This is a genomic window from Geomonas agri (assembly GCF_020179605.1).
Taxonomy (GTDB): Bacteria; Desulfobacterota; Desulfuromonadia; order Geobacterales; family Geobacteraceae; genus Geomonas; species Geomonas agri.
On sequence record NZ_JAINZO010000002.1, the window covers coordinates 1,180,554 to 1,198,354 of the forward strand.

Genomic DNA, 17,801 nt, shown 5'->3' on the forward strand with positions numbered 1-17,801 from the left:
GCCTGCCGGCAGGGGGATTTGCCTTGGTAGCCAAGATGCCTTTCTTTATGGACAAACTGCACCGGATGACCCAAGCAGGTTACCTATTTTCTCGATACATTCCCTGAAATCGATAGGCTTGGAAATGTAGTCGTCCATCCCGGCGGCGATGCAGCGGTCCTCATCCTGTTTCATGGCGTGCGCGGTCATGGCGAGAATAGGTAGCCGTCCCCCGCGCCGCAGTTCCTGTTCCCTTATGGCCCGCGTCGCCTCGAAGCCATCGAGTCGCGGCATCTGGACGTCCATGATGACCATGTCGAAACTTGACCGCTGACACTTCTCCACCGCCTGCTCGCCGTCTTCCGCGAAATCTATGAGGTAGCCCAGCCTCCCCAGCATGGTCCCCAGGACCTGGCGGATAGTGGGATCGTCCTCGGCGACCAGCAGGCGCCTGCTGACTCCCGTTGCCGTAGTCGCAGCCTCTGCCGGTTGAGAGGGGGGGCGCGGCGAGGGAGGGTCCATCTCGGCTTCACCTTCGATGACGTCCAGCCGAACCGAGAAGGAGAAGCAACTTCCCGCACCAGCTTCGTCTTCCACGACGATGCTTCCCCCCATCCGCTCGACGATCTCCTTGCTGATCGCCAGCCCAAGCCCAGTGCCCCCGTGGCTACGGGTGTTTGAGTCGTCAACTTGGCTGAAGGAATTGAAGAGCAGGTGCCTCTTGTCTAGTGGAATGCCGATGCCGGTGTCGCGCACAGCGAAGTGGAACACCATCTCCCCGCCGTGGCGCCCTTCTCCAGCACGCACGGCTATGGCGACTCCGCCGTGTTCAGTGAATTTCACCGCGTTTCCCAGCAGGTTGGTGAGCACTTGGCGCAGTCTGATCTGATCCCCCTGCACGTGGTCGGGGAGACCGTCTTCCACCTGTAGATCAAGCTCCAACCCCTTACGCTTCACCTCGGGCATTACGATGTCGATCGCCTGGCCCAGGCAGGCACGAAGGGAGAACGGCCGGATGTCGAGGGAGAACTTCCCGACTTCTACCTTGGCCAGATCCAAGATGTCGTTCAGGATGCGCAGCAGCGACCGCGCCGACCGCTGGGCGGTCTGGATGTAATCGGCTCTTTCGATGGCGTCCGGTGTAAGCAGGGCGAGGTCGAGCATGCCCAACACTCCGGTCATCGGGGTACGCAGCTCGTGGCTCATGTTGGCCACGAACCTGCTCTTGGTGCTGCTCGCCGCCTCGGCGTCATGCTTGGCCTGGCGCAGCGACTCCTCCATCCGGTTGCGCTCCATGGCGATGGCAACCTGGTCGGCTACCGCCTTCATGAGGGAGAGGTCGTCATCGCTGAAGCTGGTTCTGCTGCGGGTGCCGAATGAGAGGGTACCGAGCACCCGCCCCTGGGCCAGCAGCGGGTGGCAGGCGTAGGCCTGTATCCCCATTGATCGCACCAGGTCGGCGCGTACGTCCTGCGACATGGGGATGTTCTCGGCGACGATCCTGCAGGCGTCGCGGGCCGCGCAGCCGCAGATCGCCACCCCCAGGTTCAGCCGCTCGATGGAGGCAGCCTGTTCCTCGGCGATGCCGGCGCAGGCGTTCAGTTTCAGACCTCCCTCAACTTCATCGACGAGGTAATTGAAGAAAACGTCGCAGTCGAGAAAGTCCATCACCTGTCGGCACAGGGCGTTGGCAAGTTGCCTTGGGGACTTGCTCTGCAGCAGTCGGCTCGCCGTATCGGCCAGCAGGTCGAGCCGCTCGTTGCTGCGCTTTAACGCGGCTTCGCGTTCCACCTTCTCGTGCAGTTCGCTGGTACGCTGCTCCAGGGTGCGCTGCAACTGCGCCTCGCTCCGCTTGAGTGCCTGTTCGCTCTGTTCCAGGCTGCGGAAGAGAACCGCGGCGGGCTCTTTCAGTCCCATCGAAACGATGGCCCGGTAGATCAGGAAGGAGGAGAGGAAGAGAAAGAAGTGCCCGATCTTGTTGGCTTGGCCGTAGACGCTCATGTATTGCGTGAACGCGACATCGGCGCCAGCTGCGCTGAACGTGGAGGCGAGGAGAATATCAAGTACGCGACGGTCGAAACGTTCCCTGTTGGCCCACAGCAACATCGCCGAGGCAAGCAGGATGGCTATGATGATGTACTCGCTGTAGATCTTGAACGGCGTCAGTCCCTTTCCTTCCACATAGCATTGAGGAAATTGTCCCGAGAAGATGGCCAGGATGAGCAGCACAGCTGTGCCGCCGAAAAAGGCCAGGGCTGTGGCGAGATTGAGCTTTCGTTTGATGAAAAATGGTGCCGTCAGGAAGGAGAGGCTGACCACGTAGCGGGATGAGATCCAGAGTTGGGTGGGGAGGTTGGCGTCGTATCCGACGAAGATGCCGATCCCCTTGTAGGAGAAGGTGTGCAGCAGTTCCAGGACGCCTGAGACTGCGAAAGACATGGCCAGGAAAAGAAAATAGTGGTTGTCCAGGAATTTACGGGAGTTCCAGGCCAACAGGAAGACGCCCAGCGTAACCAGTACGCAGAAGACCTCAACCATGGTGTGGAACAACAAGTACGAGTAGCTGCTGCAGACGTAGAGGATCAGTATGGCGAGCAAGAACAGGACGAGGGAGAGGATCCTTGTTTCCGTTCGTTGTGCTTCGTTGTGGGCGGTCGCCTCGCTCACGGATCCCTCCTTCACACTGCTTTTATAAACGGAAGCTCAATAATTTGCGTTGGGAATTTATCATCTTGTCAGGCCTGCAGTCAAAGGGTTTTTGGGAGTTATCGTATTGCCATGGTAGGTTTTCCCTAGTTAGTCGGGCGGCCACACCGCGTCCTCGCACCTGCACACAGGGGGAACGTCGATTGACTCATAGGTTAATAAGTATTATATTTTGTGTCTGCCATCCGAGGAGGAAGATAGTATCCTGTCCCGGGACAGGCTAAAAAATGAGAGGAGGGAACAATGTTGCGAAAAATTGCTGTTGCTGTTGTACTGACTCTGTCGGTTTCAGGTGTTTCCTATGCCGGGCTCGATGCTGTCAAAGGGCTGGGTAAAGACTTGGGCAAGGAAGCTGCGTCCACCGCCAAGCAGGGCGCTCTCAGCGCTGTGACCAAGAAGCTGAAGAAGGTCCAGAACGAGAAAGGGCCGATCAAGTTTAAGACCGGCAAGGCTGAGGTTGATCCTGCTTGCGACAAGACCATGACTGCCATCGCAGCGATCATGGCCGATTACCCCGGCTTCCATGTCCAAGTTGACGGCCACACCGACAACGTCGGCAAGCCCGACGCCAACATGAAACTCTCCCAGGACCGCGCCGATGCCGTGGTGAAGTACCTGGTCGACAAGAAAGGCGTAGCGGCAAACCGTCTCTCCGCCAAAGGCTTCGGCGACACCCAACCCATCGCCGACAACAAGACTAAGGCCGGCCAAGCCAAGAACCGCCGTGTCGATTTCACCGTCACCAAGATGTAGCCGACAAAATGGGGGAGCCCTTAGCGCTCCCCCATTCCTCGCATCCCCCCCCGTCCGCCGTCTCCAGTCCCCTCAAACTTCGCCGCCCCAGCGCAGACCACCCCAGGAATCTTCTACCGGCTGAAAAGTGCTCCCCGTCTGCGAACGTCATCGAAGAATCTGGTGGGGCCAGCGATATGTTGCCTCGAAGCACTGCACGTGAACAAGGGTTCCCCCCTTTGCAAAAGGGGGGACAGGGTGGATTTGCCTTTCTTTTCGCCCCTCTCTCACACATAAGTTGATTGATGCTAACCGGAATGTTAAGCTGCAGCACCTAACGCCGCCACAGCTTCGTTGCCCGTCCCCTTTTTGGAGAGAGCCATGGAAAAGATCCTCGCCGTAGAAGACAGCAAGGTCGCGCAGGCCCAATTGCTGGACATCCTCAGCGATGAGTATGAGGTCACGCTGCATGAAGACGGGGCCTCGGCCAAGTCCGTCGCACTGGAGATCGGCCCGGATCTGATCCTGCTCGACATCAACCTCCCCGGGATGAATGGTTATGACATCTGCCGCCAGCTGAAAGCGGACGCTGCAACACGCGAGATCCCTGTAATCTTCCTGACCAGTTGCGATACCAGCGGTGAAAAAGTGAAGGGGTTCGAGGCGGGAGCGGACGACTACATCGTGAAGCCCTTTTACCCGGAGGAGTTGGTAGCCCGCGTCTCGCTCCATCTGGCGTCGCGCAGAGAAAAGCAGATGGCGGTCGAGTTCGAACGCTTGAACCTGTTGCGGGAAATGGCCGTCGCCATCAGCCACGAGTTCAACAACCCCCTGACCGCCATACTCTGGCATCTGCACCTGGCAAACAAGGAACTAGGCGAGGGGAATGAGAAAGTTCGCACCCATCTCTCCGATCTCAAAGGTGAACTGGACAGGGTCTGCCGCATCGTAGCCCGCCTCGCCGAAGCCTCCCGCGACGCCAAGACCGAATACGTCATGGGCGAAGCCATGATTGACGTCAACAGCATCTGAGCTGCCTTCCGAAGAGCGCGTCAAGAAGCCTCCCCTGTTTACTAACGCCCATCGGGGCGTTGCGGGAAGCGTCGAGGCCCGCGCCACCGAAGCACTGCCCGTGAACAAGCGTTCCCCTCTTTGCGAAAGGGGGGGCAGGGGGGGATTTGCCTTTAGTTGCCGCCCCCCCACACAATACCCCTTCTTTTTAAGCGCCATCTGTGCCTGTTACCCATCACTCCATAGTAGTAGGCTGTAGATCTGACGCAAAGTTGCCCGTAGCACCAAGCACCAAGGTGGAAGTATGAAACACAGAAAGCCGGAAATGATCAGAGGAGCCAGGGCTAACGTTCCCGTGGCCGCCAGCGCCATGGCCTATGGCAGCGTGCTCGGCGTGCTCGCCGCGCAAAAGGGGCTGAGCTGGCTCGACATGATGTACATGAACACCGCAGTTTTCGCCGGTGCTGCCCAGTTCGTCATGGTCGACATGTGGTCGAACCATATGCCCATATTCGAGATGACGCTTGCCGTTCTGGTGATCAACCTGCGCTACCTGCTGATCGGCGCCTCCCTGGGCCCGCTCTTCTCCGGACGCGGGCTGCTGCACAAGATAGGGATGATGCACCTGGTAGCCGACGAGAACTGGGCCGTCACCATGTCCGAGCAGAGAAACGGCACTGCCACTACCTGGTTCCTCTTCGGCGGCGGTATTTTCCTGTACCTCGCCTGGAGCAGCGGCACCCTCATTGGTCTCTTGGGCGGCGGCTTCATAACGAGGCCCGAAGACTATGCCCTCGATTTCGCGTTCACTGCCGTGTTCACCGCGTTGGCTGTCGGATTGTGGCGTGGCAAGAGCGACGTGCTCCCCTGGATTGTCGCCGGGGTCGCCGCCTTGTTGGCCCACAAATTCCTGCCGGGTAAGTGGTATATCGTGGCGGGAGGGCTGGCCGGCGCAATCAGCGCCATGTTGGGGCCGTGCGAGATCGAAGAGGTGGAGGAGGCGGAAGATGTTCCCAGCTATTAATCCGCAGGTGTTGATCGCCGTAGGGCTGGCCGCCTGTGTGACCTATTCCTTGCGGCTGGGCGGGTTGCTGTTGGCGTCCCGTTTCCCGCGCTCGGGTCGTTTCCGCCGCGGCATGGACGCCCTGCCCGGCGCCCTCTTGTTCTCGCTCGTTTTGCCGTCCATCGTCGCCGAAGGCGTGTGGGGCCTCATGGCCGCCGCCCTCACCGCCATTGTCGTGCTCCGCACCCGCAACACCCTCGCCGCCATGCTCTGCGGTATGCTCGTCATTTTCGCAGTGCGCAAGATCGGCCAGTAGGCCCTGAGCTAGACCGCTGATGTGAAAAGGGGAGCCGTAACCGGCTCCCCTTTTTCTGTTGCGGGCCATGACATATATCTGCTCGAATGCCCGGTCCCCCGCCGTTGCCGTCGCAACATTGCTCCTTCGCATGGCGATGATACAATGGGCCGCTGTGCCGTTAAACCCGATGTTTCCCGCGTGCATCAAAGACGGTAACCGGAGGCGCATGCCATGGCTTGGGAACCTATGACGCTTGATGAATATGCGGAATTCCAGAAATCAACTGGCGTAAAGATCATAAAAGTAGGAGATGTCTGGTGGAGACAGGTCCATCACTTTTTCTTCAGGCCGCTTTTCCCCTTCGCCGAAGTAGCCCCTGAACCGAGCCGATACCCTTTGCCGGCGCGCATCGGCGGAGTCATTCACTTGGTACCGACTGGGGCGCCAAGCAACAGCTTCATGAACATGTTCGTGTATGACCAGCTTAAGGACTACAGCCTGGACAGCGTGGGTGCAAAACAAAGGTGCATCGTGAAGAAGGCACTCTCCAACTTCACCGCCAAGAGGATCACCGATCTGGAAGAATTCGTAGATGGCGCCAGCCCCTTGTATATTTCTTTTTACAGCAGAACCAAATACTCCTACCAAAAGGAGCGGCTGCAAAGAGAGAAATTCACAGCCTGGGCCAGGCCGATCTTCAACAATGCTAAAGTCGTCGTAACCGGTGCCTACCGGCAACAAAAGCTTTGTGCTATAGACATTTCTTACCAGGTGGAGAACGTCATCATCGATGATGTCTTCTTCTCAGATACCGAAAGTCAGATTCTTAAAGTGACCGACTTCATGGTGCACACACTCAGAGAATCAGCAAGAAGTGCCGATGCCAGCATCTTGTTTAGAGGCTTTCCGACGGGCAAGCAGAGTTTGGACAACTCCAAGATAACCCGGGGGTGTAGTATCCGTAAAACGGCTGCTTTCACGAAGATCAATCCGTTCGCTCTTCGTGTAGCGAAAGCGCTACTGCCAGAGAGCTACCAGAAACTCATAGCCGTGACGGATCCCTAGTAGATGTGGCAGGTAAAAACGGACTACCGGAAGCGGTGGCAGAAGCGGTAGGTGATTTCATAGATGACTACGGTTTTCTGGTAGGATAGCATGTGCGGTAGTTGGGGCCCCATTTTTCATGAACCACCTCCGGTGCCGTCGACAGCACTCTCTGTGATGTTAGCAAACGTTCCCCCGCCAGTTTAAATCTTCACCGTCTTGTAAAGGAAGTTCTTAAACCGGAAGAAGCGCTTCCTTTCTTCTTCGTCCTCCTGGGGAGAGCCGGTGACGGCTTTTAGGTGTCGGGCAACTTCGGGCATGCTCTTGCCGGCTACACTCCGGCTCCTCTCCACTACCAACCGCACCACGTCCTTCGAGATCCTGCTCTGTGAGTACGGCTCATAGACACATTCCCAGAAGTCCTTCCCCGCCTCGATGTCGCTGAGGATGTCGCTGGCTACTTCCTCGGCCAGCAACTCGAACGCCGGGACCACCTGCTCGCGGGAACCGTCCCTGATGGCCTTCCTGATGTCCTCGCCGGTCACCATCTTGCCGGTCCTGAAGAACAGGGCGCGCAGCAATATGCTTCGCAATTCGCGGATATTCCCCTTGTAGTTGTGGCCGACCAACGCTTCCTTGGCGTCCTTGGAAAGGCTGGGCTCGTCATTGCGGACCGCCTCTTCGGTGCTTCTGTAGGTCCGGTAGAGCTTGCCCAGGAAGTGGGTGGAGAGGTCGGGGATGTCCTCGCGCCGCTCGTTCAATGAGGGCACCACTACCGAGAGTTCGGTGAGACGGTGGTACAGGTCCTCGCGGAAGTTGCCGAGGGCGATCTCCTTCCTCAGGTCCTTGTTGGTGGCGGCCACCAGCAAGACGCGGCTGATCCTCTCCCGGTTCTCGCCGAGGCGGACGAAGCCGCCGTTGTCGAGAAACCGCAGCAACTGCACCTGGGTCTTAGGGTCGGCATCGCCGATCTCGTCCAGGAAGACGATGCCGCCGGAAGCCTCCTCCAGGATGCCCTTCCGGTCGCTGTAGGCGCCGGTGAAGGCTCCCTTGATGTGCCCGAACAGTTCGGAATAGGTCAGGTCCCCGCTGTAGGCGGCGATGTTGGTCTTCTTGACGGGAAGCTCGCCGTCGGGGTTGATCTGCTGCCGGTACAGTTCGTTGAGCTTGTTGTACAGGTTGTTGAAGAAGAACTCCTTGCCCGCGCCGGTGGGGCCGAGCACCAGGATCGAGGGGAGGCCGATGGTGGCTTCTTGCAGGACGTGCCGGCTCCAGAGGGCGATCCGGTTGGAGAGGGGCTGCGAGACGGTGTTGATGAAAGCGACGATCTCCTGGGCCTTGCGGCTGTTGCCAATGATGTTACCCAGGCGATAGGAAGAAACCTTGGGGTCCTTGTAGGCGATGTCGCTTTGCAGCTTGTTCACCTCGGACTGCAGCCGCTCGATGCGCTGGATATCGGAGATGTGTCGCGAGGTGAGGCGGTCGATAATCTGCAGGATGCGCTTGTGCTCTTCGGTGAAGTACCCTTCCTGTAACGAGTTGAGGCAGATGACGGCGATCACCTCGTCGTCGCTGATCACCGGAACGGCCATCTCGCTCTTGATCAGCTCGTTCATGGGGCGGTGGAACCCCTCGTGCTGCGTGGTGTCGGTTACCTGCCCGATGATCTTCGGTTCCTTGGTCCAAGCGACGTAGCCGGTGAGGCTGCGCTCTTGCGCGGGAAGGTCGCTCCCGCCGATCTTGAAGGGGGGGATCTTCTTCTTTAACCATTCCTTGTTCTTGGCGCCGACGATGGTTCCTTCCTCGTTCTCGACTACCAGGTACTTCTCTCCCTCTCGCTCCTGTACGATGGCGATGCTGCCGGTGTCGGCGCCGATCAGTTCGGTCGCCTTGGAGAGCACCTTGGTCAGGAAGGGGTGCAGGCCTTCGTTACGTTCCTGCAGCAGGTCGGAGATTTCGGAGAGGACCTTGATCTCCAGGTGCTCGCCGCCGACCTCGTTGATGACTCGCTCCACCATCTCGGCGTGGGTTTGCAGCAGCCCCTCCTCGAATTCCGAGAAGCTGGCGAGCTGGCGGGTGAAGTAGTTGATCAGGCAGATAAGCCGCCGCGTGCCGGGCTCGATGCGCGGCACCATGTACAGGGTTCTTAGTCCCATCTCCTCGGTGAGAGCCCGGCGCTGGATGGTCTGGTCCTGCAGGTCGGCGATGAACAGCGGCTTCAGGAGCTGGTCATCGGTCACCACCCCTGCCTCGTTGACGTAGCGCGACACCAGCGATGTCCCGTGTTTCAGGTCGATGCTGCCGACGTTGTCATAGCGGGCTTTGAGGTCGGCGTCCTCTGCGTGGCTCGCCAGCACTTCCATGCCACCGCGCGCGGGGACCAGCACCGAGGCGAGGGTGAGCCCGTCGATCAGGTTGACGGCCGAGCGCACCATGAAGCTCGCCGCCTCCCTTCTCTTGTAGACCTCGACTCGGCGCGCCAGCAGCAGTTGCTGGTGATACTTGCGCGCATGGTCCACCCGCTCACCCGCCCTGGCGAGGAATGGGACCAGCAGCTCGATCCGGTCCCGGGATAGAAGTTCCCCGTCGACGCAGACGACGCCGATTGACTTCCCGTCGTTAGTGATGGGGAGCATCGTGGTGCCGTCGATATTGAAGCGCCGGGAGAAATCCTGGTCCAGCGGGAGCCCGCTCTCGGCAGGTAGCAGGAACTGGGAAGGCATCTGGGTCACGAAGGTGTTGGAAACGCCTGCTTCGGCGGAGATGATAGGGAAGGTTGCCTCGCGGATCTCGGCGGCGAAGCTGCCGCAGGCGAAGGCGCAGGAGAGCGCGCCGCGGGTCAGGTCTTCGAGGTAGATGCGCACCCGCTCCTGGTCCGAGACCAGCCGGGCCCCCTCGCCGACCAGGTGCAGCATTTCGTCGAGGTTTTCTTTTCCGAAAGAGGCGATGCGGTCGCCTAACGTCTTAAGTTGCAGCTCTGTTACGGACATACGAGCCTCTGAGTATAAAAATTACACACGGGAGCACACTAGAGGAATTGGCGGCGGGTGTCAAGGGCGGAGCTGGTGGGAGTGGTGGCCGGAGGGCCGAAGGTTGAGCGGAGGGTGCGTGTGGGGCGAAATAATCATTCGCCCCTGGCCTTGGTCTTTAGTTGAACCCTTTCCTGATCTGGTACAGCTCCTCCAGGTTCAGGCCGTTGAGCTCGAAGAACTCGCGCTCGAGTTCTTCAACGTAGAAACGGTCCAGGCCGGAGTTCTCCAGGAAGTCCTCACGCAGCGAGGAGTTCTTCTCCAGGATGATCTGCGGCAGCAGGTTGTGGATGTAGACCGCTTCTTTCTTGATGGTGAGGATCACTTCGTGGAACAGGCGGTCCGGAATTTCCTCGCTGATGAGCTTCTTGTTGAGGAGCTCCTCGGTGAGCTCCTTCTTGAGCGCATCCTGATCTGCTTTCGTGGCGTACTTGGAGTAGAAATTACGGATGCGGTCCTTGACGTGTTCAAGCAGGGTGAGGTGCAACCGCTCGTCTCTGTCGATCTTCACCAACTGCTCCAGGAGGGCCGTGGTGGTGAGGCGGTTCTCCTCGATGAGTTTGAGGCCGGAGGCCAGGTGGCTCACCTTCTTGCGGCCGTAGATCCCAAGGTACTTGTCCTCGAAGATGCCGGAGAGGAAGAGCTTGGTGAACAGGTCGGGCGCCAGCATGTCGAAGGCGTGCTTGTTGCCCAAGAGGCTTCGGATCATCTCCTCAGAAATCCTTACGTTCTCCATGAACGCCAGCTGATTGATGGCCGAAGAGGTAGCGTCATAGCGGTCGAAGTAGGTGATGATGTACGAGTATCCTTCGAGGATCGAGATGTCGGCACCGTCGCGGATTTTCTCGTCGCAGGCCTTGCTGGCGTCGAGCAGCATCTCCTCGAAGGCGTGGTCGCGGTTCTCGGCGGCCTGCTTCTTGGCGAAGAGCAATTTCAGCATGTCTTCCGGCTCGATGGTGCTCTCGATGTGGCGCTCGGAAAGGAACATCCCCTCCAGGATCTGCCTGGTCTCGGAGATGTAGTTGCTCTCCTCGAGGTCGACCAGCTTCTTGTCCTTCTTGAGCATCTCGTCCAGCGTATAGAAGAGCGCACCGGGGATCTTGTTGCGCACCGACAACGTCTTCAGTCGGGTCAGGCGCGCGTTCTCCAGCTTGTTGATCTCGCCCTTGCGGTTGCAGGCGATCAGGATGTTCTTGTACTCGTCGACTATGCGCCGGTTGTCCGGATGCTTGTACATCACGTCGATCCGGATGCGCTCCTGCTGGTACCGGTCGATGCTGTAGCGCTCGGCCAGCTGGGAGAGGGACTGGAAGTTGGCATCGGTGATCTTCTTGTTGTTGAAGTAGAGCGACTTGAAGGCCTCGCTGTACTCGCGGTGCCGGATGTTGATCAACTTGAACAGGAAGAGGTGGGCGTTGGGGTCGTCGATGATCTCCAGGATCTCGTGGATGATCAGGTTGTCCTGCTCCTCGCCGACCGCGTCCGAGCGCTTGAGGGCCTTGCCCAGCACCCTGAGGATGCGCTCCTGCTGGTCGTGCATGGGGCCGGAGAAGTCGGCGCCGGTGAGGGCGAAGAAGTAGTTGAAGATGGCGTTGCCGTCGAAGAAGATCTTGTCGTAGCTTACGTACCCCTCGGTGCGGTCGCTGAACCTCAGGGTGCCGCTTCTTTGATCGTTGTGGGTGCCGTAGATGATGAGCCGGTTGGACACCTCTTCCTTGGCGAGGTCGGCGATGGGCTGGTCTACGCCGAACATGTACTCGCAGAAGGAGCCGCCGTTGCCCCTGTGGCTGATGCCGTTTTTGCCGATGATGAATTCGTTGCCGGGAGAGAAGAAGCGGATTTCGTCGGGATCGGAGGGGTCGGTGTTGAAGAAGTAACGGTTGTACGCCTCGCTGCCCGCGGTGATGGCGTAGAACTCGATCTGGTCGTTCGCATAGCCGTGCAGCCGAATGTCTCTGAACATCAGTTCCGTCCGTTTCTCAGGTTCATTTGGTTCGTCTTCAAAGCTCAATCATCATGCCGTCGTAGGCGAACTCAACGCCCTGGGGGAGTCGCTCTCCGTCGCGGTGATGTACCTCGTGGGTGAGGTGTGTCAGCACGGTGCGGCTGGGTTTCAGGATCTCCGACATCTTGAGCGCACCCTCGATGTTGAAATGGTTGGGGTGCGGGGAAAAGCGCAGGCCGTCGATGATCATCAGGTCGAGTCCCTGTAACAGCGGCAGCGACTGTTCCGGGATCTCGCTGCAGTCGGTGAGGTAGGCAGCGTTATCGAACCGGTAGCCGGTAGCCAGGAAGGAACCGTGCCTGATCGGCACTGGTGTGACGCGGCAGCCGAACAGGTCGAAGGGGTCCACTACGGGACAAGCCTCCAAAAGCGGCCAGTATCCCTCCGAGTGGAGCCCCTCGAAGATGTACGAGAAGTTGGTGCGAACCTGGTCAATGGATTCCTGGCTGGCATAACACGGGATCACCCTGCGGTGGATGAAGTGAAAGCCGCGCAAGTCATCGATACCATGGATGTGGTCGGCGTGGGTGTGGGTGAGCAGAACGGCGTCGATCTGCGGAATCCCTTCCCGCAGCGCCTGCATTCTCAAGTCGGTCGAGGTATCGACGAGGATGCGTTGGCCACGGGACTCGACCAGGATGGAGGCACGTGTTCTCTTGTCGCGCGGGTCAGAGGAGCCGCAGACCTGGCAGTGGCAGCCGACCATGGGGACCCCGGTCGAAGTGCCAGAGCCGAGAATGGTAATTTTCATGTGTCGCACCTCGGAATGCGGGTAAAGTACCATGATCCTTTAAGTGAGGCAAGGGGTTTATCCCTTGCCTAGCGCGGGTTTTGCGGCTATTATCTGAGCCTGTTGCCAGTGGCGGTTTCTAATGATATCGTCGCAAAAACTTTAGCAGAGGTTCACAATGCGTGTCGGCATCATCGCCCCCAACTACTATCCCGCGGAAACCGGCAATGCAGTCACTGTAAGACGTATCGAGGGCCAGCTCAGGCTCTTGGGTTGCGAGGTGCGGGTTTTCCCGGTGGGGCCGCTGTCGGGCGAGCGTCTGCAGGCTGAGGTCGAGGAATTCGCACCGCAGTTGTTGCATGCCTTTCATGCCTATCACGGCGGGAGGGTTGCGCACGCGCTGTCGAAATCGCTTGGCATCCCCTACCTGATCACCCTGACCGGGACGGACATCTACCAAGCGCTCTCCGATCAGCGCGGCCTGGAGATGCACGGGGCCCTGCGCTGCGCCTCCCGGTTAGTCGCCTTCCATGCCTGCGTTAAGAAGCGCCTGGGTGAGCACCTCCCGAGCCTGGAAGAGCGCACCGTCCTGATCCACCAGGGGGTTGAGCTTCCGCCCGAGTACGCTCCATTAGAGAAGGGGGCGCGGGATGAATTTGTGTTCCTGCTGCCTGCCGGGCTGCGTCCAGTGAAGAACGTGATGTTTCCCCTGGCCCCCCTGGCCGAGCTACAGGCCCGCCATCCTCAGGTCCGGTTGGAACTGGCCGGTCCGGTGCTCGAGCCGGCCTATGCCGCCGAGGTCATGGAAGCGTTGGAGCAGTATCCCTTTGCCCGCTATCTCGGCGTGGTGGCTCACGACGCCATGGGCGAACTGTACCGGCGCGTCGATGTCGTGTTGAACACCTCCCTCACCGAAGGGGGCATGGCCAACACTGTCCTCGAGGCGCTTGCCTATGCCAAGCCGGTCCTGGCTTCCGATATTGAGGGAAACCGTTCCATCATCAGGGACGGCGTAACCGGCCTGGTTTACCACAGTGGAGCCGATTTCTGCGCCAAGGCCGAGCACCTGGTGACCGACGCGCACCTGCGTGACCGGCTAGGGAAGAATGGCAGGTGCCTGGTGGGTGACAGCTGCTGTCCCGAGAAAGAAGCCGGCGCCTACCTCTCTCTCTACTGCGACATCCTCACCGCCTAGCCCGCTCCGCGCGCTGCGCGCCCCGCCTCCCCCCACCTTAAAATGGACATTAGCTATTGCCAATGAGTCTCCTTCCCGTACACTATCCCTTCGTGGAAAGGGGGGAGATATGAACCGTATCATCGACATAACCGAACTGGCTCTGCGCGATGCCCACCAGAGCCTGATAGCCACCCGCCTAGGCATCGACGACATGATCCCCGCCTGCGAGGACCTCGACAACGCCGGCTTCTGGTCCCTGGAGTGCTGGGGTGGCGCCACTTACGACGCCTGCATCAGATTCCTGAACGAGGACCCCTGGGTGCGGCTGCGTACCTTCAAGTCGCTCATGCCCAAGACACCACTGCAGATGTTGCTGCGCGGCCAGAACCTGCTCGGCTACCGGCACTACCAAGACGAGGTGGTGGACCGCTTCGTCCAGAAGAGCGCCGAGAACGGCGTCGACGTCTTCCGCATCTTCGATGCGCTCAACGACCTGCGCAACATTGAGCGCTCGGTTAAGGCGGTCAAGAAGGTCGGCAAGCACGCCCAAGGCGCCATCTCCTACACCGTGAGCCCGATTCACACCACCCAGGCCTACCTGGAGCAGGCGAAACGGCTGGTGGAAATGGGGTGCGATTCCATATGCATCAAGGACATGGCGGCCCTCATCAAGCCGCAGGCGGCCTACGAGCTGGTGCGCGGTATCAAAGAGTATTGCGGCGAGCAGACCCGCGTGCAGCTCCACGTCCACGCCACCACCGGCGTGACCATGGTGAGCCTGATGAAGGCGGTCGAGGCGGGCGTGGATTGTGTCGACACGGCAGTCAGTTCCATGTCGCTGGGGCCAGGGCACAACCCTACGGAGAGCTTCGTGGAGATGCTGGAACATACCGGCAACGCCACCAGGATTGATCTCGGGCGGATGCTGCGCGTCAAGGAGCACTTCTCCAAGATACTGCCGCGCTACCGCGAATTCCTCTCCACAGTCACCGGCGTCGAGACGGAGATCTTCAGGAGCCAGATACCCGGCGGGATGCTCTCCAACATGGAAAGCCAGCTGAAGCAGCAGGGGGCGGCGGACCGCATGCACGAGGTGCTGGACGAGATTCCTGTGGTGCGCAAGGACACGGGGTACGTGCCGCTGGTGACTCCCACCAGCCAGATCGTGGGGACACAGGCGGTACTGAACACGCTGATGGGGCGCTACAAGGTGCTGACCGGCGAGTTCGCCGACCTGATGCTTGGCTACTACGGTGCCGCCCCCGGTGAGCTGAACCCCGAGGTGGTGGAGATGGCCCGGCGCCACGCGAAGAAGGAGCCCATCACGGTGCGCCCCGCCGACCTGCTCGAGCCGGAATGGGACAAGCTGCGCGCAGCGGCGCTACCGCTGGAAGGGTGTGACGGCAGCGACGAGGACGTGCTCACCTACGCCCTGTTCCCGCAAGTGGCGCCGAAGTTCTTTGCCAGCAGGCGCGAAGGGCCGAGGAACGTGGGCAAGGACCCGGCCACCGGCGCTTCCGAAACCAACATCCCCGAGGGGCATCCCGGCAAGATCACCGGCCCCGTTACCTACACGGTCACCTTGAGCGGTCAGCAGCACAAGGTCACCGTGGCGCCGTACGGCCAGGAATAGACGCCGCACCCGCTAAAGGAGCGCGCTCATGTCGATAGAGGAAAAGGTCAAGGAGCTCAACGAAAGGAAAGAGAGGCTGAAGCTAGGCGGGGGGCGCGCCAAGATCGACCAGCAGCACGCCCAGCAGAGCCTCACCGCGCGGGAGCGTATCGAGACGCTGGTCGACAAGGACAGTTTCCAGGAAGTTGGTCTCTTCGCGAGGCATCGCTGCACCAATTTCGGCATGGCGGGCAAGGAGTTTCCGGCCGAAGGTGTCGTGACCGGCGCGGGCACGGTGGGGGGGCGGTTGGTGCACCTGGCCAGCCAGGATTTTACTGTGGCAGGGGGCTCGGCTGGGGAAGTGCACAGCGACAAGATCGTCCAGTCCATGCTATCCGCCCTGAAGACCGGCACCCCCTTCGTGTTCATGAACGATTCCGGCGGCGCGCGCATCCAGGAAGGGATCGACTCGCTGGCAGGCTATGGCAAAATCTTCTACCACAACGTGATGCTCTCCGGCGTGGTGCCCCAGATCTCGCTCATCTGTGGTCCCTGCGCCGGCGGCGCAGCTTACAGCCCGGCCCTCACCGACTTCATCATCCAGACCGCCGGTGCGCGTATGTTCATCACTGGCCCCTCGGTCATCAAAGAGGCGATCGGCGAAGAGATCACGGCCGAGGCGCTGGGGGGGCCTCTTTCCCAGATGAACTACGCCGGCGTCGCCCATTTCATCGCGGAGAACGACCTGGTAGCGCTGCGCATCTGCAAACGGCTCCTTTCCTTCCTTCCGTCCAACAACCTCGAAGATCCGCCTCAACTGGAAGCGCACGACATCGTGGTGCCGGACAAGACCCTGAACACCCTGGTCCCCACTGATCCGAAGAAGGGGTACGACGTGCGCCAGGTCATCACGCGCCTGGTGGACGGCGGTGACTTCCTGGAGGTCCAGCCGCTGTTCGCGCCCAACATCGTAGTCGGTTTCGCCCGCATCCTGGGGCGGAGCGTCGGTGTCGTGGCCAACCAGCCCAGCGTCCTAGCCGGCGCCCTCGACATCAACGCCTCCGACAAGGGGGCACGCTTCGTCCGTTTCTGCAACGCGTTCAACATTCCGCTGATCACGCTGGTGGATGTCCCGGGATTCCTGCCCGGCGTGCAGCAGGAGCAGGGCGGGATCATCCGTCACGGCGCCAAGATGCTCTTCGCCTACTCCGCAGCAACGGTTCCCAAGATCACCGTCATCATGCGCAAGGCCTACGGCGGCGCCTTCCTGGCCATGTGCGGCAAGGAACTGGAGACCGACCGCGTCTTTGCCTGGCCCACCGCGGAGATCGCCGTGATGGGGCCGCAGGGAGCGGTCAACGTCATCTTCAGGAACGAGATCGCCCAGGCCGAGGATCCGCAGAAGAGGCGTCAGGAACTGATCGAGTCCTACCAGAGCACCTTTGCGACGCCGTATGCCGCGGCCGGGAGGCGGGACGTGGATGACATCATCGAGCCTGCCGAGACCAGGCGTCACCTGGCCATGACGCTCGACATCCTGCACACCAAACGCGAGTTCCGGCCCATGAAGAAGCATGGGCTGATTCCGCTGTGAGGAGGGGACCGTGGAAGAGATCGCGGGGAAAGATGAAGAGATAACACCTGAATTGCTGATGGTTATGTCCGCCTCGATTGCGGCCTACCTGGGCAGGACGGTGCGCATCCGCAGGGCCAGGTTCGTCGACCCGATGCAGGTAAACGCCTGGGGGCAGTCGAGCCGCGTGGTGCTGCAGGCGTCGCATAACCTCAACGTACGGCATTCGTAGCAAGGGAAGTCGTGCCTTGGGAAGAGCCCTCACCCCCGCCCCTCTCCCTGAGGGTGAGGGGGGACTTACAATAAATCCCCTCTCCCGCCGGGAGAGGGTGGCCGCAGGCCGGGTGAGGGCGCTGCCACAGTGGGGGCGTTGGCCCCCGGTAGACGAACAAAGGATGCTATCAATTGTCACCGACAAGGAGACCATCGTGCAGCTTACAATGACCATCGACGGGAAGAAGTACCGGGTGGATGTGGAAGTCGAGGAGGGCGAAGAGGTCCGGTTGGCCGAGTCGTATCCGACCACCACGGTGCAGGCGGCACCGGCGCCGATGACGCGCATGCCGATGACCGCCCCGACACCGGTCACCGGTGCGCCGCCGGGAGGCGCTGCCGCCGGATCGGACAAGATCTGCCGTAGCCCGATAGCGGGCGTGGTCTTCAAGGTGGTGGCGCAGGTGGGGCAGCACCTGGAGGTGAATGATCTCCTCGTGGTTCTCGAGGCCATGAAGATGGAGACCAACATCACTGCGCACATGTCCGGCAAGGTCGAGAAGATCCTCGTCTCCGTCGGCGAAGCCGTCCAGCCCGGGCAGCCCATCGCGGAGTTCGCGTGAGGTGATGGGACGTTCCTCTACCGTCGAACGAGGAAAATTAAATGTATAGAGTTTTTTGAATGTAGG

Annotated in this window: 14 protein-coding genes; 10 read left to right on the forward strand and 4 right to left on the reverse strand. The window is 60.2% G+C overall.

Annotated features, from left to right (window positions below; genetic code table 11):
• Positions 1-45: 45 nt before the first annotated feature.
• Positions 46-2,646 carry an MASE3 domain-containing protein gene (locus K7R21_RS16515; protein ID WP_224984372.1) on the reverse strand — a complete coding sequence of 867 codons (2,601 nt, stop codon included), beginning with the start codon at positions 2,644-2,646 and terminating at the stop codon, positions 46-48.
• Between the two features lie 282 nt (positions 2,647-2,928).
• Between K7R21_RS16515 and K7R21_RS16520 the strand changes: the two genes are divergently transcribed.
• The 5 genes from K7R21_RS16520 (at position 2,929) to K7R21_RS16540 (ending at position 6,794) form a co-directional block, all read left to right on the forward strand.
• Positions 2,929-3,438, forward strand: a complete 510-nt coding sequence (locus tag K7R21_RS16520; protein WP_224984373.1) for an OmpA family protein — start codon at positions 2,929-2,931, stop codon at positions 3,436-3,438.
• A 360-nt stretch (positions 3,439-3,798) separates the two neighbouring features.
• Positions 3,799-4,449, forward strand: coding sequence for an ATP-binding response regulator (locus K7R21_RS16525; RefSeq protein ID WP_224984374.1), 651 nt, complete (start codon positions 3,799-3,801; stop codon positions 4,447-4,449).
• A 283-nt stretch (positions 4,450-4,732) separates the two neighbouring features.
• Positions 4,733-5,452 (forward strand): AzlC family ABC transporter permease, encoded by a 720-nt coding sequence (locus tag K7R21_RS16530; RefSeq protein WP_224984375.1) that lies wholly within the window; start codon positions 4,733-4,735, stop codon positions 5,450-5,452.
• The gene (locus tag K7R21_RS16535; RefSeq protein WP_224984376.1) at positions 5,436-5,747 is read left to right on the forward strand and encodes an AzlD family protein; all 312 of its coding nucleotides are present in this window, start codon (positions 5,436-5,438) and stop codon (positions 5,745-5,747) included. The genes K7R21_RS16530 and K7R21_RS16535 overlap by 17 nt, the downstream gene beginning before the upstream one ends.
• 213 nt (positions 5,748-5,960) lie before the next feature.
• The gene (locus K7R21_RS16540; protein ID WP_224984377.1) at positions 5,961-6,794 is read left to right on the forward strand and encodes a hypothetical protein; all 834 of its coding nucleotides are present in this window, start codon (positions 5,961-5,963) and stop codon (positions 6,792-6,794) included.
• 182 nt (positions 6,795-6,976) lie between these two features.
• On the opposite strand, the gene K7R21_RS16545 is transcribed toward K7R21_RS16540, so the two are convergent.
• The 3 genes from K7R21_RS16545 to K7R21_RS16555 form a co-directional block, all read right to left on the reverse strand.
• Positions 6,977-9,763, reverse strand: coding sequence for a GPMC system transcriptional regulator (locus tag K7R21_RS16545; RefSeq protein ID WP_224984378.1), 2,787 nt, complete (start codon positions 9,761-9,763; stop codon positions 6,977-6,979).
• Positions 9,764-9,920: 157 nt separating this feature from the next.
• Positions 9,921-11,765, reverse strand: coding sequence for a TIGR04442 family protein (locus tag K7R21_RS16550; RefSeq protein WP_224984379.1), 1,845 nt, complete (start codon positions 11,763-11,765; stop codon positions 9,921-9,923).
• Between the two features lie 37 nt (positions 11,766-11,802).
• The gene (locus K7R21_RS16555; protein ID WP_224984380.1) at positions 11,803-12,558 is read right to left on the reverse strand and encodes a GPMC system MBL fold metallohydrolase; all 756 of its coding nucleotides are present in this window, start codon (positions 12,556-12,558) and stop codon (positions 11,803-11,805) included.
• Positions 12,559-12,715: 157 nt separating this feature from the next.
• On the opposite strand from K7R21_RS16555, the gene K7R21_RS16560 reads away from it, so the two are divergent.
• The 5 genes from K7R21_RS16560 (at position 12,716) to K7R21_RS16580 (ending at position 17,735) form a co-directional block, all read left to right on the forward strand.
• On the forward strand, positions 12,716-13,732 hold the full coding sequence (locus K7R21_RS16560) for a GPMC system family 4 glycosyltransferase (RefSeq protein ID WP_224984381.1): 1,017 nt from the start codon (positions 12,716-12,718) through the stop codon (positions 13,730-13,732).
• 109 nt (positions 13,733-13,841) lie between these two features.
• Positions 13,842-15,347 (forward strand): methylmalonyl-CoA carboxytransferase subunit 5S, encoded by a 1,506-nt coding sequence (locus tag K7R21_RS16565; RefSeq protein ID WP_224984382.1) that lies wholly within the window; start codon positions 13,842-13,844, stop codon positions 15,345-15,347.
• Between the two features lie 28 nt (positions 15,348-15,375).
• Positions 15,376-16,920, forward strand: coding sequence for an acyl-CoA carboxylase subunit beta (locus K7R21_RS16570; RefSeq protein ID WP_224984383.1), 1,545 nt, complete (start codon positions 15,376-15,378; stop codon positions 16,918-16,920).
• Positions 16,921-16,930: 10 nt separating this feature from the next.
• Positions 16,931-17,131 (forward strand): hypothetical protein, encoded by a 201-nt coding sequence (locus K7R21_RS16575; RefSeq protein WP_224984384.1) that lies wholly within the window; start codon positions 16,931-16,933, stop codon positions 17,129-17,131.
• 196 nt (positions 17,132-17,327) lie between these two features.
• Positions 17,328-17,735 carry a biotin/lipoyl-containing protein gene (locus K7R21_RS16580; RefSeq protein ID WP_224984385.1) on the forward strand — a complete coding sequence of 136 codons (408 nt, stop codon included), beginning with the start codon at positions 17,328-17,330 and terminating at the stop codon, positions 17,733-17,735.
• Positions 17,736-17,801: the final 66 nt, after the last annotated feature.